Source organism: Bacillus sp. E214, assembly GCF_008087365.1.
Lineage (GTDB): Bacteria > Bacillota > Bacilli > Bacillales > Pradoshiaceae > Pradoshia.
In genome coordinates, this window is record NZ_VENN01000001.1 from 1,344,319 (window position 1) to 1,363,491 (window position 19,173).

Here is a 19,173-nt window from a genome sequence, read left to right on the forward strand (position 1 = left end):
CATATTATTACAAAATAGAAAGAAGCCATACAGAGTTATTAAAATCTGTGTGGCTTCTATTTACTACTATTAATATCACCAATATTGTTGGAATCAATATTCAACTTCATTTTTTATACTTATTTAAAGCTGCCATTTTGGCCGCAATCTTGATTTGCTCTTCCATTAAGCTTTTTAATTGCATAAAGCTTGGATAAAAGTACGGTCTTGCCAATATAAAGGGCAAACGCTCTTCCACATTAACTGGTTTCCCCTTTAATTCCTTTAGACATGCAGGGAAGCCGCATAAATCTACAGGTACTTGATTTGACCAATACATAAACGATATATATAGTACAATTCCTTTTAACAGATATGGTTTAATTTCCTGCTTTTCTCTGTTAGCGAACATAATTTCCAACTGTCGAACGATTTCCGCCCATTCATTCGTCAACTGCTCCCTTATAACAGAGAAATCCTCCCAGGGCCTGTACAGATCATTGCCTTTAAAATAATAATACTCATAAGGAAAACCAAGATTGAAAATATCGTTATTCCATCTCAAAAAATCATTTTTATCAAGTTGATTGTACTCAAAATTAAAAGGTTCAAGATTTAATTCTGGTATATTCATTTTCCTTTTCCTGCTGCTTTCATTCTTTTTTTCCCTTCACGGCACAGTAGAAGCATAGGACACTCCTCGCATTTTGGCGATTGAGCTTTGCAATGGTATCTACCAAAGAAAATCAATCGGTGATGGGTAATCGACCATTCTTCCTCAGGGATCCTTCTCATCAGCGTTTTTTCAACCTCTAAGACGGAGTCCTTCCATCTGCATATACCTAACCTTTTACTTACTCTCTCCACGTGTGTATCCACAGCGATTGCCGGTGTTCCATACGCTACTGAAACAACCACATTCGCTGTCTTTCTCCCTACTCCGGGAAGCTCAACTAATAAATCCCGGTCATTCGGAACTACCCCATTGTATTTTTCCAGTATAATCTGCGATAACTTCTGAATATTTTTCGCTTTATTTCTGTATAAACCAATTGAACGAATATCATTTTCCAATTCACTAAGCGGTACAGAAAGGAAATCCTCTGGTTTTTTATATTTTTGAAAGAGATTTTTCGTTACTTTATTCACCAAAGCATCCGTACATTGTGCCGATAATACTACCGCTACGGTTAATTCGAATGGATTGGAATGATTTAATTCGCAATGGGCCTCAGGAAACATCCTTGCCATTTCGTCGAGACAATATCGAATTTGTGTATTGGTAAGCATCTAAATCCCCCTCCCTTTATTCTTTATTTTTCGCGAATAAAAAGACCGGATAAAAGGATCTATCCTGGTCTATCGATTAAAGTCTATTCTAGCCAATTATATAATGGCAACTCTTTAGCAACGGGAACAGTTTTAGCAGGACTTTTTTTCGTGTAGCTTCTGAAGCGTTCACTATACGCCTTGGCTTGTTCCAACGTTTTGATACTGTGTTTCTTCCAATCGAACAAAATACGATCTATATATCTGAAACTGAGCTTTCCGGAGATAACGGCTTCTTTAAGAGCAGCCTTAACCAAATCAGGTGAATGCTTATCCTCATCCAGCCACATCGTTAATGTTTCACCCTCAAAGGGTGATAATGGACGGCCAAACTCCTTTTCAAATACGGTATATAAGGATTCACTCTTAATTACTTTCTCTTCAAAGTCGGTTTGCTTAGCTTCTTTTAAATAATGATAGGCCAATTTTTCAAATAATGGCTTGATTGAATAGCTCTCATAACCTGGTTTTTCATCCTCTGTAATATCTAAGAAACCATGCTGAACCAGTTTTCTGAGCAGGTTAGTACAGTCCATTTCAGTGAGGTTCATTACAGAAGAGATTTCAGCAGGAGTGGGAAATGAATTCCCGTTCATTGAAAAGTTTTCAACATGCAGTAAAAGCATCATCTCTTGTTCATTTAATCCCATCTCTTTGTAACTGCTTAACAAATAAGAGGGTATGACAACATTCGCCTGCTTAATCCAATTCGACAGATTTTTTATAGTCATAATTCGACACCTCACCTTTTAGTATACCATGTATGCTGATTTTGAAGTACGGAAAAATAAAACCTGACAATAAAATAAATTGCCAGGTTTTATTTGACTATTAAGGATATAGACGATTTAAAAGACGAGGGAATGGAATCGTTTCACGAACATGTTCCACACCGCTTATCCAAGCAACCGTTCTCTCTAGCCCAAGACCGAAACCAGAATGAGGAACGGAACCATATTGACGTAATTCATAATACCATTTATAAGCATCCATACTTAAATTATGTTCATCAAGTCTTGCTTTTAATAGATCCATATCGTGGATACGCTCTGATCCACCAATGATTTCACCATAGCCTTCCGGTGCAATTAAATCTGCACATAAGACAACATCATCACGGTCAGGAGCAGGCTGCATGTAGAACGGCTTAATTCCTGTAGGATAATGGGTGATAAACACAGGCTTATCATAGCTTTCTGCAATTGCTGTTTCGTGAGGAGCACCGAAATCATCGCCCCACTCGATATCATCAAAGCCCTTCTCATGCAAGAATTTAATTGCATCATCATAGGTAATTCTAGGGAATGGTGCTTTGATATTTTCTAATTTGGAAGTATCTCTTCCTAGCGTTTTCAGCTCAATCACACAATTTTCCAGTACAGATTGAACGATATAGGAAACATATTGCTCTTGAACTTCTAAGTTCTCATTGAACTCAACAAATGCCATCTCTGGTTCAATCATCCAGAATTCGATTAAATGACGTCGCGTTTTGGATTTCTCAGCACGGAATGTTGGACCGAAGGAGAATACTTTCCCAAGTGCCATTGCTGCCGCTTCCATATATAATTGTCCACTTTGAGATAGATAAGCATCTTCATCAAAGTATTTCGTTGCGAACAATTCTGAAGTACCCTCTGGAGCACTTCCTGTAAGAATCGGCGGGTCAACTTTTACAAAGCCCTCTTTATTAAAGAATTCATACGTAGCACGAATGATCTCATTACGAATTTTCATGACAGCATGCTGGCGCTTTGAACGAAGCCATAAATGTCTGTGATCCATAAGGAACTCAGTGCCATGCTGTTTCGGTGTAATCGGATAGTCAACTGCTTCTGCAATTACTTCAAGTCCTGTTACAAGTAGTTCGTAACCAAATGGGGAACGCTCATCCTCCTGAACAATACCTTTCACCCATACGGACGTTTCCTGAGTAATCTTCTTAGCGGTATTGAATAATTCTTCATCAACCTCTGCTTTGACAACTACGCCTTGAATAAAGCCTGTACCATCGCGCAGCTGCAAGAAAGCAATTTTTCCTGAAGAACGTTTATTGGCAATCCAAGCACCTATCTTAACTTCTTCATTAACATATTTATATACTTCATTAATTGTACATTTCACATTTTTTCCCTCCAAAGCTTAAACAAAACCAGGTTATGTACCCTATTCATTATACAAGTACCAAAATGGACAAGCAAATACAAAATTTCACCTGTACATGAAATAATCCATTATTTCATCGATCCTTTGCAGAAAACATCCATTCTCGCTTGCTCGTTTTTTAAATTAATCCTTAACCCCCTCATTTACCATCAGTCAGTAAGGTAATGAAGCGGCTTAAATTAATACCATTCACTCAAAAAACCCCTTTAAGATCATCCAGGAATTTTCCTTAAGGGGTCGTTTCGTTTACCGTCTCCCTGTGAATCCTATTTATTCAGCCTTTGTTGCTGATTTATTTATCACATATTCCTTTATACGCTTAACAGCTTCTTGAAGTGCTTCTAACGATATAGCATACGATAAGCGTATATTATCAGGTGCACCAAAGCCAGAACCGGGAACTACGGCTACCAGAGCATTTTCCAATAGATCTTCTACAAAATCATCTACACTGTTAAATCCACACATCTCTGCCGTTTTTGAGACATTTGGGAACAGGTAGAATGCCCCCTGAGGTTTCAGACAAGTCAATCCCGGTATCTCAAGCAATTGATCGTAAATAGCATCCAATCTTTGTTCAAACGCACTTCGCATAATTTCAACTTGATCTTGCGGTCCTGTATAGGCTTCAATTGTTGCATATTGTGCGGTCGTTGTCGGATTGGACGTACTGTGGCTTGCCAAGTTCGTCATTGCTTTAATTAACGCTTGGTCACCTGCCGCATAACCAATTCTCCATCCTGTCATAGAATGGGATTTGGAAACACCGTTTATGACGATTGTTTGCTGCTTAAACTCTTCGGAAAGCTCTGCTATCGATACATGTTCATGGTTGTGGTAGACCAATTTCTCATAAATTTCATCTGAAACTATAATAATATCATGTTTTAAACATACCTCACCAATCGCCTGTAATTCTTCAGCTGTGTATATCATACCGGTAGGATTGCTTGGTGAATTGATAATAAGCGCTCTCGTTTTTTCAGTAATTGCTTTTTCAATCTGTAAAGGCGTTACCTTAAATTGATTTTCTTCTTTACCTTCAATATAAACAGGCACTCCATCTGCCAATTTAACTTGTTCCGGATAGCTTACCCAATATGGAGTAGGAATCAGCACTTCATCCTCTTCATCCAAAATTGCCTGAAAAAGTGTATATAAAGCGTGCTTGGCACCTGAAGCGATAAAAATTTGGCCGTTACTGTATGTTAGTCCTTGATCTTTTTGCAGTTTATCTGCGACAACCTTGCGCAGGGATTGCAATCCAGCAGAAGGTGTATATTTTGTGTGGCCATCCCGCATGGACTTTTGCGCTGCTTCGAGTATGTTAGCTGGAGTATTGAAATCTGGTTCTCCTGCTCCAAGTCCAATAATGTCCAGACCTTGGGCTTTAAGCTCTTTTGCTTTGGCTGTTATTGCTAGTGTTGATGATGGTGTTAATGCTGATACTCTTTTTGCTAATTTCATCCGGTTCCATCTCCATCCTACAGATTATCGTAATTACGTATTAAATTGCCTGTTTTGAAATTCAGGTAATAATACCCATAAAGGTCTTTATTATTTTTATAGGTTACTTCCCATAAGGGTTGATTATTTTCCATTCCCAAATGGGCAGACACAATCTTCTTCACATTCTTTTTTTCTTTCACGATTGCAATGGCTTTATTTTTACTAATACCTTCTGAGAGGGCAATAATCTGGCTTTTCTTTTTCTTATCATCCGGCACCCAAACACCGATTTTTTTGCCATCTGCTGTTTTGCCAGTTATTACACTCCATGTCTCATTTCCATTATATAAATAGAAATCATCCACTTCTGTCATTCCAGCTGTTTCTCTGGCAATATCTTCTGCACTCTTTTCAGCGTCTTTCCTGGTGCTGTCACCAGCATAGATAGCCTGAATAAAAAAGCCACTGCCAATCAGGATAATAATCACTATGCTCCAAATTACTTTTTTCATATCTATTTCCTTTCAAGTTATGTACGGTATATTGAAAAAACGGCTGTTTGTTGATCTTGTTTATCTAATGCTAAGCCAAACATTAAATTCTCTTTTTTCAACGTTTTATTTAAAGAATCAACGATTTTATATAAATCATTCGTGTATGTCAATTTAACACTTGATAATAGCTCTACCTTACTCTCCATTGTAAGTCCTCCCAAAACGTAGCGCTCTCGTACACATTATACCAAAATAAAATTGCAAATAGCTTTACTTTACTAAAAAAGCGAGCCAAACATTAAATTCCTTACATATTCCTGTATATTGGCTTTACGTAATTTAGACCATGTTCAAACATACTTCTATCACTCCGAATCAAATCATTCTCTATCAAGACCCATTTGCTGTCTTTTTTATAATTCGGAGAAGTATTAAGCAAGCTTCTTAAATTAATGATTAACTCAGATATTAAATCCTCATCTGGAATCGTGCTGTTCATTTCGACTGGAGGCTCAACCATTAAAATCATTGATCGGCCATTATAAGTATGCCAAACCTGATCCCAGCCAGTGTAATTCATTAAGAGAATTGATTGGTCAACAGCAAGATGATTTCGCAGCATTTTCATGGCAGAACCGGAGGATAGTCCCTGAGCCTGCAACTGTATGTGCGTAAATTCTGCTAATCCCTTCATATCATTATATATTGTTTTTAATGATTCTTGTGATTGAAAAAGAAGGATTAAGGGCTTTTGTTGCTTTTTCACAAAATCAATCAGCGTATATCCCGACTTTTCCTTCAATGGAGTCAATATCGTTAAATATTGCTCTTTTACCGGGGGGATCACCAGGCTACTCAACTTGTTTTCCTGAACACCTAATTGTTGTGAAATAAAATGGAAGGATCCACCTACCGTCAAGACATCTGAAATAAATAAAATATGGCTATCCGGCTTTAATAAGTTTCGATTAACCCATTTTGAGACCGATAAGGGCTGGGCATATATTTGGACTGAATTTCTATTTCCCTTTACATTCCAACTCGCCCAAACCTCATCATTTGTATCCAGACTCTTAAAAAACCTATTTAAAGTAACTCGGATTAAATTTATTTCCCCCGATAATTTTGTTAATTCATCAATAATGTTAAATTGACTTCGCTTTAATTTTTCAATTGGTACTTGGTTCAACTCACCAAGGATCTGTTGAAATTGTACTACTAATAAACCGAGAGAGTCATACAGATCATTGGCTTCTTTTAATAATTGATCCATGTATTTTTTATTCTCCAGCTCAGAAAAATCAAGCTTACATTGCACTCTAGGTCCGTCCATATCCTTTTTGCTTTTCATTCCATATGTGAACAATGCCTCATAAAAGCTCTCCACACTGCATGCGATTTCTTCCAATAAAACAGCCAGTTGATTTTCATTATATGAACCGGTCGTTTTTTCCTTTAAAAGCAATATGACAGATCTCAATAGTTGCCGATTATCCAAAGTTCCAATTTTATTCAAGATATTCCTCACTTCTACATAGCTCAGCTCTTTCGTTAATCCGCTTTGAACAGAGGATGGAAAATAATTAGCTTCCTCAAGTACTATATTAGGGCACTCGCTTAAGAAATCCCCTGTTTGAATATCCGAAATTAGACTGTCATGAGTACTAAGAATAATCTTTGCCTGCTTAGCAGCCAGCATCTGTCTCGAATAGAAGTCCCGTTCCGTCCACGGCTTAAGCAAGCGTGGATGCAAATGGGCATGGTGGGCTACTTCCTTCCAATATTCTCTTCCCCCCGAGGATAAATTAAGCTCTTCCAAACAGCCTGTATTTGTCATGGTTAACCAGACTAATATTTGCATTTTTGCGATTGTACTTTCGTAATTTTGTTGTTTTTCCCGCATCGATTGCTCGAACTTCGGCAAACTTAAATACTGCTCCTTAGAATGCAATATGCTAACTTGATTTTGAATCATTTTAGAAGAATAATCCCTCTGAAAAATACCCATTAACTGTTCAGCTGTATGTTTAGTATGGGCAGCTATGGTTACCTGTACATGATTTTCATTGGCATATTCATAAAAAGCTTTTATATGTCCGGTAAAATCCCGTGTCCCATCTTCTACTAAACTAACGTTATGACTCTTAAAGCTCTTCTTTAATATGTTATGTAACGCTGATTCATCAAGAGAAATATGTTTTTTTTCATTCTCCTGTTGTGTTAGGCTTTCAATTGATTTCTGCCTAACAATTGCGATACCACGATAAATATCTAGATCTGGTCTCCATGGCTCACTCATCGTTGAATATTCATTTAATATCTCAGCCAATAATTCTTTAAGCTCGCTTTTTAATAAAAATGATAATCTGTATAATGATTTAATGGTAGGTTTCGGCAATTTCTTTAATTGTTTGTAAAACTCGATAAACAAAAGAGCCGTTACATAAGCATCACTGTCTGCTTGATGTGGCCGCTCATGAAGAAAGCCATAGGCTTTTCCTAACTCCTCTAGTTTAAAACTCGACATTCCAGGATTGACGATTTTTGCTAGTTCCACCGTATCTACGGTATATCCAAGAAAACGCTCATACCCTACACGTTCCAATTCAGCCTGTAAAAATGTCAAATCGAATAATACGTTATGAGCAACAAAAACAGCCTCATCCAATACACCAATAATGTAGGGTGCCAACTCTTTAAATGTCGGTGCATTCTCCACGTCTGCATCCGTAATACCGGTTAATTCCTGTATGAATTGAGGGATGGACCTCCCTGGATTTATGTAAGATGAATATTGGTATGTGATTTCACCATTTTCAATGACGTTAGCCGCAATTTGAATGATGCGATCACCATTTTTAGGGTTATTACCTGTAGTCTCCAAGTCGATTACTACATACTTACTTTTCATATTTAACACCTGCTCACTTCTTCTCTAACTTGCTTCTGTTTAGCTGATGGAAAAATTCACAATGGCACCTTATTTTCCATTTTATTTTTTGGGTCCCCTATCATACACTCTTCATATCATTTATCGTTACCCATTATCTACTGTTATATCAAAACCAGCCTTATTAATCAAAGAAGAATGAAGACTATTGGTTAATAAAAAACAAACGCTGGTTCCCTTAAAGATTTAAGGGGATCAGCGTTTGTTCATTAACAAAGTCATTAAATGATCGTTGCCTCTGGTTCGGCTCCAAGCATTTCAACAATTGTATTATACTCATCAAGAACAGCCACTTTAGGCCGATGGCTTCTTACATAAGCTTCTTCTATTAATCCATAGGATATAATGATTATTTTATCACCTTCCTGAACTAGACGGGCAGCAGCTCCATTTAGGCAGATTACACCACTGCCTCTCTTACCGGGAATGATATATGTTTCAAAACGTGCACCATTATTATTATTTACAATCTGAACTTTCTCATTTGGAAGCATATCTACCGCATCTAATAAATCTTCATCAATTGTAATACTGCCTACATAGTTTAAGTTTGCCTCAGTAACTGTTGCTCTGTGAAGCTTTGCTTTCATCATATTGCGAAACATAATCTTACCCCCTTGTATGACTATAAATTTATGATAATGTTGTCGATTAAACGAACAGACGTATATTGAACCGCCACTGCAAAGATGATTCTTTGATCATGCTCTGTAATCTCACTCAAGTCCGGATAGGATAATCCTTCAAAATAATCGATTTGACCATTGATATGGGATTGCAAATACTCTTTCCCCTTTTCAAGCGCTTCCGCGGGACTGGCACCTTTTTGCAGCTGAGCTTTCACTTTGCAAAGACTTTTATAGATAAATGGAGCTTCTTCTCTTTCCTGCTCTGTTAAATTAATGTTTCTGGAGCTTAATGCAAGACCATCCTCTTCACGCTTAATCTCAACACCAACCAGTTCAATCGGGAAATTAAAGTCATGGATAATCCCTTCTACTACAGCAACCTGTTGAGCATCCTTCAGTCCAAAATAAGTTCGGGTCGGATGGACAATAGTGAACAATTTTGTCAGAACAGTCGCCACTCCATCAAAATGACCCGGTCTGGATTTTCCGCAAAGTACATCGGTGCGCTCATGCACTTTTACCGTCAGGGTTTGCTTATCCCCATACATTTCCTGAACTGTTGGATAAAATAAATAATCCACCCCTGCATTTCGTGCCAGCTCTTCATCCCGTTCCATATCGCGTGGATATTTATCAAAATCCTCATTAGGACCAAATTGAAGCGGATTTACAAATATACTGATAACTACCACATGATTTTTCTCTCTTGCTTCTTGAATAAGTGATAGATGTCCTTCATGCAAATATCCCATAGTTGGGACAAATCCGATGGAATGTTTCTTTTCCCTCTCTAAATCAAGTACTTCACGCAGTTCGTTTATCTGGCTGATAATCTTCATTTTTCTCCTCCATACAATGAGGCTAGTTCTTCTTCCTTCATCGTGAATGAGTGATCACGATCCGGAAAAATTCCCGATTTCACTTCTTTTATATGCTCAGACAAAGCATAGCCAATCACATCATTTAGATTAGCATAGGATTTTACAAACTTGGCCACTCTGCCTACACCATATAATAAAACATCATGATAAACGAGAACCTGACCATCCGTACCGTTACCAGCACCAATCCCGATTGTTGGGATTATTAGTTCATTCGATATATGTTCAGCGACCTGATAAGGTACACATTCAAGCACAACGGCCATTGCCCCGGCTTCTTCACACTTTTTCGCATCCTCCAAAAGTTTAATTGCCGCCTCACTTGTTTTACCCTGGACTTTATAACCTCCAAGTACACCAACTGATTGCGGTGTTAAGCCTAAATGCGCCACTACCGGTATACCTGCATCTGTCATCGCTTTTATTTTGCTAATAACATCTCCGGCACCCTCCATTTTGACCGCATCAGCCCCTGCCTCCTGCATAAGTCTTGCAGCATTTTTTAACGCTTCCTCATTTGTTGTGTGATACGTCAAAAACGGCAGATCCGTCACGATAAATGTGTTAGGTGCGCCTCTTTTAACAGCCTTCGTATGATGAATCATATCCTCGATAGTGACAGGAACAGTAGAATCATATCCTAAAATAACCATTCCAAGAGAGTCACCTACAAGAATCATATCGACCCCCGCTTGTTCTGCCAGTTTAGCAGATGGATAATCATACGCAGTCAGCATTGAAATTTTTTCTCTGTTTTCTTTTAGTTTCAAAAAATCCACAGCAAATTTCATTTTTTCTTTCCTCCTTTTCATTCCGAGGAGAGAAAAACCTATTTACCAAATAAAAAATCCTTCTAATTACAGAAGGATGGATTGGCATAATAGCTTTTATCCCTCTGTCCCGGTCCTTTCTTGGATACAGGCAGAATTATAAATCTATTTAAAATGACTACTATACAAGGTGCAGGTCGTTTCCGCTCCCGCCCTTCTATGAATTATAACATTCAGTCATTTTTATATGCCATATATTAACTCATTTTCAATTAATTTCTTTTTTAAAAACAACCGCTTAATATTGTCCATTATTGATGCACAGTTATATCTCCGGAATAAACCAAATGGCTTTTTTGCTCATCATCCATGATAATCAATACACCATCATCATTAATTCCGGTTGCCAAGCCAGTTAAAGATCCTCGCAGGCTTTGGACGGTGACCTTCTTCCCAATGGTAATGGTAAGCTTTTCCCAAAGCTGTTTTATTGGTTCAAAACCTTTTTCTAAATAAAGTAGATATATATCTTCAAAATTCTTAAAAAAGCTTTGTAAAAATTCAGATCGATCTACTCTTTGTTTCTTCTCGATTAAGACAGAAGTAGCGATCTCTTTTAACTCATCAGGAAACGATTCAAGGGGCTGGTTTATATTCATGCCAATGCCGATAATCACATGATGAATTTGATCGGACTCCGCATGAAGCTCTGTTAGTATTCCCGCAATCTTCCTTCCTTCTACCAACACATCATTTGGCCATTTGATTCCTGCATTCACACCAAATTTGTTTAATGTCTGAACAACAGCTACAGCTGTTAACAACGTGAGCTGAGGGGCATGGTAGGGAGGAATATCAGGTCTCATAATCATACTTAACCAGATCCCTCCATTTGAAGGAGAATGCCACTTTCTTTTTAATCGCCCTGTACCTTCCGTTTGTTCATCACTAATCACAGCTGTACCATCTTTAGCTCCGCTTCCCGCAAGTTCTCTGGCAACAACTTGAGTGGATGAGACTGTATCATAAGAATATATAGATTGTCCTACAAATTCAGTCTGTAACCCCATTAGAATATCAGTGGCCCTTAGAGAATCTAATTTTTTCAAGAGCCGATACCCCTTTTTCTTTACAGCCTCAATTTCGTAGCCTTCCTGACGCAGCTGGTCAATATGCTTCCATATCGCCACTCTTGAACAGCCAACTAAATCAGCTAATGCCTGTCCTGATATATAATCCTCTCCAGCTTTCGCAAATGCTTTGGCAATCTCATGCTTTAAAGTTTGTTCTCTTGAATGAGCCATTGTTTAATTAACTCCTTTTTATTCGGGACCTTATGATCCAGAATTCCGTTAATCACTTCATGCATAAGCTCCTTAATCCACGGTCCACCTGGTTTATCAGCCCATTTCATCAGGTCGTTTCCGGAAACCTCTATAACAGTTTCCTTATGAATTGGCATACGAGCATGCAGATCAGTGATTGCGTCGTAGTCTGGGTCCGCATGATGATATACTGACCAAACCCTTTCCACGCTCAGGGTGTTTTCAAGGCCAAGCTGATAAATGGTATAGGGAGTAAATGAGGAACTCTCTCTTTTCTTCGTTTCACGGATCAACAGACCTATTTTTTTCATTTGACTTGAAGAAAGCTTCCAGTGACTGTATAGGGATTGATCCTGACCATTAAAGAGGGCAATCAAAGCCATCCATTCTTCAAATGATTCACAACGGTTTAAGGGTAGTGCAAGAAACTGCTCTATATGAGCCGCAAATTGACCAAAACCCGGAAAATAGGCTAGCAAACCTTCGTCTGCAGCAATTTTTAACCCTTTTTCTGGATATTGCCCAAGAACCATTTTTTGAAACTCAGCTGTTTTCCGTTCCTGTGCTATATGTAAGAGTAAATCGGCATTTTTCCGTAATGCCGATCGTGTATTTTCATGCAATGTAAACCCTAGCTGGCTTACAAATCGAACAGCACGAAGAATCCTTAGCGCATCCTCACTAAATCGTTCATCCGCCGGACCAACCGTCTCGATTACCTTTGTATGTATAGCTTTTTCTCCATCAAATGGATCATACAATTTTCCATCCTGGTCCATGGCAATTGCATTCATCGTAAAATCTCTTCTCTTTAAATCCTCATGCAAAGAGGTTACAAAGATGACTGAATCTGGCCGTCGATAATCTTTATATGCAGATTCTGTTCTAAATGTCGTGATCTCAAACGAGTCTCCTTTATAAAGCACTAATACAGTTCCATGATCAATACCAACGTCTACTGTATGGGTGAAAATTTCCTTTACTTGCTCGGGAGTGGCGGAGGTAGCAATATCCACATCATCAATTTCCTTCCCCATTAAAGTATCCCTAACGGCTCCACCAACAAAATAGGTTTCATACCCCTTCGCCGTTAACTGATCCAAAACAGGACGCGCTCTGATAAATTCCTGGTTCATTCATCCTTCTCCCCATTTTTCAATAATGAATAATACAAGTCCTCATATTGATTCACGATATGTTCGGTTTGAAAATGATCTTTAATTTTATGAATAGCGTTATTACCCATATTTATTCTCAGCGAATCATTTTCAAGCAATTCCAACAATCGCATAGAGGCATCTTCGATATCTCCTAGCTCGATGGTGTATCCGTTAATCCCATCTTCAATAACCTCAGGAATTCCCCCAATTTTGGTTCCAAGACATGGAACGCCATAGATCATCGCCTCAAGAAGTACTAACCCAAAACTTTCTTTTTCTGACATAAGGACACATACATCACTAATGGAATAGAGCTCCTGTAGATTTTCCTGTTTTCCTAACAGAATTATTTTCTCCTGTAAGCCCATTGCTTTAATTTTTTTACTTACAAAAGACATTTCCGGTCCGTCGCCTACCAATAAAAGTTTACTCGGTATTTTGTCTGCCACGGCTCCAAAAGTGTCAATGATATCAGGTACACGCTTCACCTTCCGAAAATTCGAGACGTGAATGACAATTTTTTCATCTTCTTTAATTCCGAGCTCTGCTTTTAAATTAGCCACATTACCAGCATCCGGTTCAGGCGCCGGATAATCGATAAAATTATAAATTGTTTGGATTTCTTGATCCGGTTGAATTAATTCATATGTCTCTTTAACAAGTTCATGAGACACGGCCGTAACCGCATCGGATTTTTCAATAGCGAACTTAATCATGTCCTGCAGAGAAGAATCATACCCTAGTATCGTAATATCCGTACCATGGAGAGTCGTTACTACCTTTAGGCCAGAGGAGGTCATTTGCTTGGCCAAAATTCCGCAAACGGCATGCGGCATCGCATAATGGGCATGAATGATATCAAGCTCTTCCATTTTGACCACCTCGGCTATCTTGCTGGCCAATGACAAGGTATATGGAGGATATTGAAAAACGGCATATTGATTAACTTCAACCTGGTGAAAATATATATTTGAGTATCGCTTTTTTAAGCGGAACGGTACACTGGATGTTATAAAATGAATCTCATGTCCCTTCTCCGCCAGCTTAATTCCTAATTCGGTCGCAACAATCCCTGATCCGCCGACAGTAGGATAACAAACAATTCCAATTTTTAACTTTTTCATTTCTTTCCACCTAACAAATCTTGATCAAGTAAAAGAGGTTTTTTCGTTCTAAATCCTTCTGCAAATAACACGCCTGCCTCTCTTCCATATGCCCGCTCTCTGCCTTCGATTGCTTCGAGATATCCTTCTGTAAGAGGGGTCACAACCCCATCATCCGTTTTAATAAATTGAGAGGAATAGCTTTTTAAACTGGATAATTTACAATGAAAATAGCTGCTGATATCCACACAAAAATCGGGCGGATGAAAGCTATTGATCATGTAATAAAAAACATGCTTCGGCTTATGGGCCTCCAGCTTACTTTCATCCTCATATTTCCTAATACCAGCTGAAAAGACAGCCTCTTCGACCAAAGCTGCACAATGTCCATGATCCGGATGACGGTCAGGAACAGCGGGTACAAAGATGATTTCAGGCTTGTATGTTCTTATAACAGAAACAATCTTTGAGATGTTTTCAGGTGTGGGATATAATTGCCGATCTCCCATATTTAAATTCAAGCGTTCCTTTACACCTAAGATAGCAGCTGCCTGTTTGGCTTCCTTCAATCTGTTTGTGGGAGTACCATTCGATGAAAGCTCCGCCTCGGTTAAGTCACAGATGACAACGGAATGGCCTAATTCTGTATATTTTGCTATTGTACCCCCCATTCCGATTTCCACATCATCGGAATGGGCGCCAAAACATAGTATGTCTGTCTTCATTGTGGGCATATTACTCCTTTTCCCTAACAATATTTCTCCATTTAAGGTCTCCACGTTCTAAACCATGTATTAACATTTCAGCCGTTCCCATATTAGTTGCCAATGGAATGGAATAAACATCAGCCAAACGCATTAAAGCGGACACATCCGGTTCATGCGGCTGCGCAGTCAATGGATCTCTGAAGAAAATAATAATATCAATATCATTTACTGCAACCATCGCCCCAATTTGTTGATCTCCCCCGAGTGGTCCGGACTGATAACGATGAACTGACAGGCCTGCTTCATCCTGTATTCGCTTTCCCGTTGTACCGGTAGCAAAAAGCTGATGCTCTTTTAGGATATGTTTATACGCAAGCGTAAATCGAATCATGTCGTCTTTCTTTTTGTCATGTGCAATCAATGCGATTTTCATGGAACAGTGCTCCTTAATCAATAATATTTTCTAATCCATATACTAATTCTTCTATATTCATGACGGTTTCCACCGACAATTTAACTCCGCTCATAAAAGAGTTTCGATCATATGAATCATGTCTTAGAGTAAATGTCTGACCTTCTCCGCCGAACATGACCTGTTGATGCGCAACAAGTCCAGGTAAGCGTACACTATGTATTCTCATTCCTTCATAGTCTGCACCACGTGCACCTTTTATTGTTTCTTTTTCATTTAAATGTCCCTGTTTTTTTATTTGTCTTTCTTCAGAAATTAATTGTGCTGTTTTTATAGCTGTTCCTGAAGGAGCATCAAGTTTTTGATCGTGATGCAATTCAATAATTTCGACATCCGGAAAATATTTAGCTGCCTGCTTGGCAAATTTCATCATTAACACAGCACCAACAGCAAAATTCGGTGCAATAATACACCCAATTCCGTTTTCTTTTGAAATTCTTTTGATTTCATTTAAATCTTCATCTGAAAAGCCGGTCGTTCCAACAACCGGACGGATATGGTGTGATAATGCTGATAATGTATGGATTCTTCCAGACTCCGGAGTGGTCAAATCAATCAGTACATCCGCTTTAACTTCAGAGAAACATTTTTCATGATCTGTATAAATTGGAACATCTATACCGGTAAATCCATCTATTTCACTTAATTTCAACCCATCATTCTTATGATCCAATACAGCTACTAAATGAAAATGTTCTGTATTCATCACTAAATTTACTGCTGCTTTCCCCATTTTACCTCGCGGCCCTGCAATTATGACATTAATCATCAATCATTCTTCCTTTCTTGTCCAACGGTCTTTGTCCCTGGAATTGAATTTCTCCATCACCCTGTCATGTGCATCCTGTAAATCAATATTCAGCGAATTGGCCATACAAATTAGCACAAATAAAACATCTCCTAATTCTTCTTCAATTGCTTTTTCTGTTTCAGATTCTTTTTTGGGTTTTTCACCATAATAATGGTTAATCTCTCTCGCCAATTCTCCAAGCTCTTCAGTAAGTCTCGCTGTCATGGCAAGCGGACTGAAGTATCCCTCTTTAAATTGCCCTATGTATTGATCTACTTCCTGCTGTAAGTCAGCGATTGTTTTCTTATGTTCCATACAGTTACACCCTTTTCTCTTAATGTTAGCGTATTTCTTAGTTATCGAACAATAAATATGATAGAATGCAAAAGGATATCATTCATTATTTTTCCTCAATTGTACACTATAATAATAATTGAGTTAGCAAGAAAGGGGTTAGAATGTGTTTTTCAACTTAAAGCTTAAAAACGTCATACTGATATTATTAGGGGCTGCAATAATGTCTTTTGGCCTTGTTCATTTTAATATGCAAAACGCATTAGGTGAAGGGGGATTTACAGGGATTACCCTTTTAATTTATAACTTAACTGGTATTAGCCCTTCGATTACCAATATTTTATTAAATATACCTCTTTTCTTTGTAGGATATAAACTGTTGGGCAAAAAAACCTTTTTGTATACACTTATCGGTACCATCGCTGTATCTGTATTTATTGCGATTTTCGAAAAATATCAAATACATATTCCTTTAAAGGATGACCTAATGCTCGCGGCTTTATTTGCAGGTGTGTGCATTGGTGTCGGTTTAGGAATTATTTTCCGTTACGGCGGAACGACTGGCGGAGTCGACATCATCGCACGGCTCATGTTCAAATATAAAGGCTGGAGCATGGGAAAAACCATGTTTATGTTTGACTTCTGCGTTATCGTTTTATCACTCGTAACGTATTTGGAATATAAACAAGCCATGTATACACTTGTCCTCGTTTATATTGGCAGCCGTGTAATTGACTTTATCCAAGAGGGTGCATATGCAGCCCGTGGTGTGATGATCATAAGCAACTCCAATTCCGTGATAGCTGAAAAGATTAATCAACAAATGGAACGCGGTGTTACATTACTCAAAGGGGTTGGCTCATATACCAAACAGGAGCGCGATGTGATTTATTGCGTTGTAGGCAGCAATGAAATTGTACGCCTTAAGAGCATTATTACATCCATTGATCCACATGCATTTGTTTCCGTATCTGTCGTACATGATGTACTTGGTGAAGGATTTACGTTGGATGAAAATAAAAATCCGCTTGAAAAATAAGCAATATAGGAAAACCCCCTTCATATACGAAGGGGGTTTCTCTTATTAATCTTCACCATTCATGCCGGTTAGCATAAATACAAATCGTAACAATTCAAGTACAGCAACTGCTGCAGCTGCAACATATGTTAAGGCTGCGGCATCTAAGACTTTTTTCGTTTCTTTTTCTTCATCAGCCCTGATTACACCTAAAGCAACAACCTGTTTCATAGCACGGTTAGAAGCATTGAATTCAACCGGCAGTGTAACGAATTGGAATAACACGGCTGCCCCCATAAACAATACTCCCAGCCATGCTAGATTTAAGCTGCCAAGCAACAGCCCAGCTAAAATTAAAATCCAGGAAAAGTTAGAACCGATATTAGCAACTGGTACTAGCTTATGACGGATTCTCATAAAGGAATAATCTTCTTTATCCTGAATGGCATGGCCAACCTCATGAGCTGCGACAGCGGTGCCGGCGAGTGAATGACCATGATAGTTACTTGATGATAATCTTACCACTTTATTTGTAGGATCATAGTGGTCACTTAATACTCCATGTGTTTCTTCTACTCGTATATTGTACAAACCATTTTCGTCCAACAACTTACGGGCAACTTCCGCACCCGTGTAACCATTCGATGCAGGAACCTGTGAATATTTCTTGTAAGCCCTTTGAACTTTCATTTGTGCATAAATTGGGATAATTAAAAGCAGTATAAAATAAATTAAAAAGCTCATTTATATCCTCCATTTCATTTCTGTTATTTATAGTTGTGTTATGGTAATTGTAATAATGTCGTATTACATCTGTCAATGGATAGATATTATTCAAAATTTTATCAAAAATTCTGTTTTTTCTTTTTTGTATGAAGCTGATCATCTGAAGCTTTATATTTCCTCCATCCAACATAGGATAAGGTCATAATTATAATACTTCCAGTTGAAATGATTACCCACCAAAGGGATGGATCTGCATCATCTTTTTCTGCTTCCTCAAATATATCACGCAGCTGCTCCTCTAAGGAAATCATATCAGTTTGTGATTGATCAGAAAAGACTTGCGGACGATATTGATCAATGAATTGAATATGGGCATCCACTTGCTGAAAACGTTCAGGTGTTACATCTATTTTCAACGATGGATATATAATATTGTAAATCGTTAATAAATGATTTAATTTTTCCTGAAAAGCAATGGAATCCTGTTTCTGGATCGATACCTTTGTTTCCCCTGCAGCAGAGATCATGCTATCCTTTAAACTCGCCCATAATGGTGCGCCATCACTATGAACAGCATCAAGTACTAATCGGAATTTCGTTATTTCATTGATTACCTCATCATCTGTTTTTTCTTTATTTTTCACAGTTTGAATGGCTTCCTCATAGGCAATCGTTATAATATTAATTTCATCCATTGTATAGTTTGAGCTCTCAATTGCCTGATCATAAAATTTATCTGAAAATGCTTCCAATAAACGCTCTGCTTCATCACGTCTATCTACTTTTGCAAATTGAAGGGATTGATCAGCAAGGGTCTCTAACGAATTTTGTTTATCAGGTCCGTTAGCATAGGTCGTAATGAATCCTGATGATATTATAATGGCTATTGAGATAAATAAAGATTTAAACTTCATAAAAATATCCCTCCTCA

Annotated in this window: 21 protein-coding genes; 1 reads left to right on the forward strand and 20 read right to left on the reverse strand. The window is 38.1% G+C overall.

Translation table 11 applies throughout. The features are described from left to right. Positions 1-106 precede the first annotated feature (106 nt). From FHY47_RS06225 to FHY47_RS06310, 18 genes are all read right to left on the reverse strand, one after another. Complete coding sequence (locus FHY47_RS06225) at positions 107-613, reverse strand: YpoC family protein (protein WP_139891747.1); 507 nt, start codon at positions 611-613, stop codon at positions 107-109. Continuing rightward, positions 610-1,269, reverse strand: coding sequence for an endonuclease III (gene nth, locus FHY47_RS06230; protein ID WP_066107366.1), 660 nt, complete (start codon positions 1,267-1,269; stop codon positions 610-612). The genes FHY47_RS06225 and nth overlap by 4 nt, the downstream gene beginning before the upstream one ends. An 83-nt stretch (positions 1,270-1,352) precedes the next feature. Next, positions 1,353-2,039: a DnaD domain-containing protein gene (locus FHY47_RS06235; protein WP_139891746.1), complete on the reverse strand. Its 687-nt coding sequence runs from the start codon at positions 2,037-2,039 to the stop codon at positions 1,353-1,355. Between the two features lie 100 nt (positions 2,040-2,139). Then, entirely contained in the window at positions 2,140-3,432 is a 1,293-nt protein-coding gene (gene asnS, locus FHY47_RS06240) for an asparagine--tRNA ligase (protein WP_066107371.1), read from the reverse strand. Between the two features lie 312 nt (positions 3,433-3,744). Continuing rightward, entirely contained in the window at positions 3,745-4,941 is a 1,197-nt protein-coding gene (locus FHY47_RS06245) for a pyridoxal phosphate-dependent aminotransferase (protein WP_139891745.1), read from the reverse strand. A gap of 17 nt (positions 4,942-4,958) precedes the next feature. Beyond that, positions 4,959-5,435: a cell wall elongation regulator TseB-like domain-containing protein gene (locus FHY47_RS06250; protein ID WP_066107378.1), complete on the reverse strand. Its 477-nt coding sequence runs from the start codon at positions 5,433-5,435 to the stop codon at positions 4,959-4,961. A gap of 17 nt (positions 5,436-5,452) precedes the next feature. Next, on the reverse strand, positions 5,453-5,623 hold the full coding sequence (locus FHY47_RS06255; protein ID WP_066107380.1) for a YpmA family protein: 171 nt from the start codon (positions 5,621-5,623) through the stop codon (positions 5,453-5,455). Positions 5,624-5,724: 101 nt separating this feature from the next. Beyond that, positions 5,725-8,328: an exonuclease domain-containing protein gene (locus tag FHY47_RS06260; protein ID WP_148629879.1), complete on the reverse strand. Its 2,604-nt coding sequence runs from the start codon at positions 8,326-8,328 to the stop codon at positions 5,725-5,727. A 260-nt stretch (positions 8,329-8,588) separates the two neighbouring features. Then, positions 8,589-8,972 (reverse strand): aspartate 1-decarboxylase, encoded by a 384-nt coding sequence (gene panD, locus FHY47_RS06265; RefSeq protein WP_066107385.1) that lies wholly within the window; start codon positions 8,970-8,972, stop codon positions 8,589-8,591. A gap of 20 nt (positions 8,973-8,992) precedes the next feature. Next, positions 8,993-9,835 carry a pantoate--beta-alanine ligase gene (gene panC, locus FHY47_RS06270; protein ID WP_139891743.1) on the reverse strand — a complete coding sequence of 281 codons (843 nt, stop codon included), beginning with the start codon at positions 9,833-9,835 and terminating at the stop codon, positions 8,993-8,995. After that, entirely contained in the window at positions 9,832-10,668 is an 837-nt protein-coding gene (gene panB / locus FHY47_RS06275; RefSeq protein WP_066107390.1) for a 3-methyl-2-oxobutanoate hydroxymethyltransferase, read from the reverse strand. The genes panC and panB overlap by 4 nt, the downstream gene beginning before the upstream one ends. 290 nt (positions 10,669-10,958) lie before the next feature. Further along, positions 10,959-11,951 (reverse strand): biotin--[acetyl-CoA-carboxylase] ligase, encoded by a 993-nt coding sequence (locus tag FHY47_RS06280; RefSeq protein ID WP_066107394.1) that lies wholly within the window; start codon positions 11,949-11,951, stop codon positions 10,959-10,961. Continuing rightward, positions 11,924-13,108 carry a CCA tRNA nucleotidyltransferase gene (locus FHY47_RS06285; RefSeq protein WP_148629882.1) on the reverse strand — a complete coding sequence of 395 codons (1,185 nt, stop codon included), beginning with the start codon at positions 13,106-13,108 and terminating at the stop codon, positions 11,924-11,926. The genes FHY47_RS06280 and FHY47_RS06285 overlap by 28 nt, the downstream gene beginning before the upstream one ends. Beyond that, a complete protein-coding gene (bshA, locus tag FHY47_RS06290; protein ID WP_066107399.1) occupies positions 13,105-14,256 on the reverse strand; it encodes an N-acetyl-alpha-D-glucosaminyl L-malate synthase BshA in 1,152 nt (383 codons plus the stop codon). Before bshA ends, FHY47_RS06285 begins: the two co-directional genes overlap by 4 nt. Then, entirely contained in the window at positions 14,253-14,960 is a 708-nt protein-coding gene (gene bshB1 / locus FHY47_RS06295; RefSeq protein WP_066107402.1) for a bacillithiol biosynthesis deacetylase BshB1, read from the reverse strand. Before bshB1 ends, bshA begins: the two co-directional genes overlap by 4 nt. Before the next feature lie 10 nt (positions 14,961-14,970). Further along, on the reverse strand, positions 14,971-15,375 hold the full coding sequence (gene mgsA / locus FHY47_RS06300) for a methylglyoxal synthase (RefSeq protein WP_066107405.1): 405 nt from the start codon (positions 15,373-15,375) through the stop codon (positions 14,971-14,973). A 13-nt stretch (positions 15,376-15,388) separates the two neighbouring features. Continuing rightward, positions 15,389-16,183: a 4-hydroxy-tetrahydrodipicolinate reductase gene (dapB, locus tag FHY47_RS06305; protein WP_066107408.1), complete on the reverse strand. Its 795-nt coding sequence runs from the start codon at positions 16,181-16,183 to the stop codon at positions 15,389-15,391. A 3-nt stretch (positions 16,184-16,186) separates the two neighbouring features. Then, entirely contained in the window at positions 16,187-16,519 is a 333-nt protein-coding gene (locus tag FHY47_RS06310; RefSeq protein ID WP_066107409.1) for a nucleotide pyrophosphohydrolase, read from the reverse strand. 145 nt (positions 16,520-16,664) lie between these two features. Here FHY47_RS06310 and FHY47_RS06315 point away from each other — a divergent pair, with 145 nt between their 5' ends. Continuing rightward, positions 16,665-17,537 (forward strand): YitT family protein, encoded by an 873-nt coding sequence (locus FHY47_RS06315; RefSeq protein WP_066107413.1) that lies wholly within the window; start codon positions 16,665-16,667, stop codon positions 17,535-17,537. Between the two features lie 45 nt (positions 17,538-17,582). On the opposite strand, the gene FHY47_RS06320 is transcribed toward FHY47_RS06315, so the two are convergent. Continuing rightward, positions 17,583-18,260 (reverse strand): zinc metallopeptidase, encoded by a 678-nt coding sequence (locus tag FHY47_RS06320; protein ID WP_066107416.1) that lies wholly within the window; start codon positions 18,258-18,260, stop codon positions 17,583-17,585. A 101-nt stretch (positions 18,261-18,361) separates the two neighbouring features. Then, a complete protein-coding gene (locus FHY47_RS06325; protein WP_066107420.1) occupies positions 18,362-19,156 on the reverse strand; it encodes a sporulation protein YpjB in 795 nt (264 codons plus the stop codon). Positions 19,157-19,173: the final 17 nt, after the last annotated feature.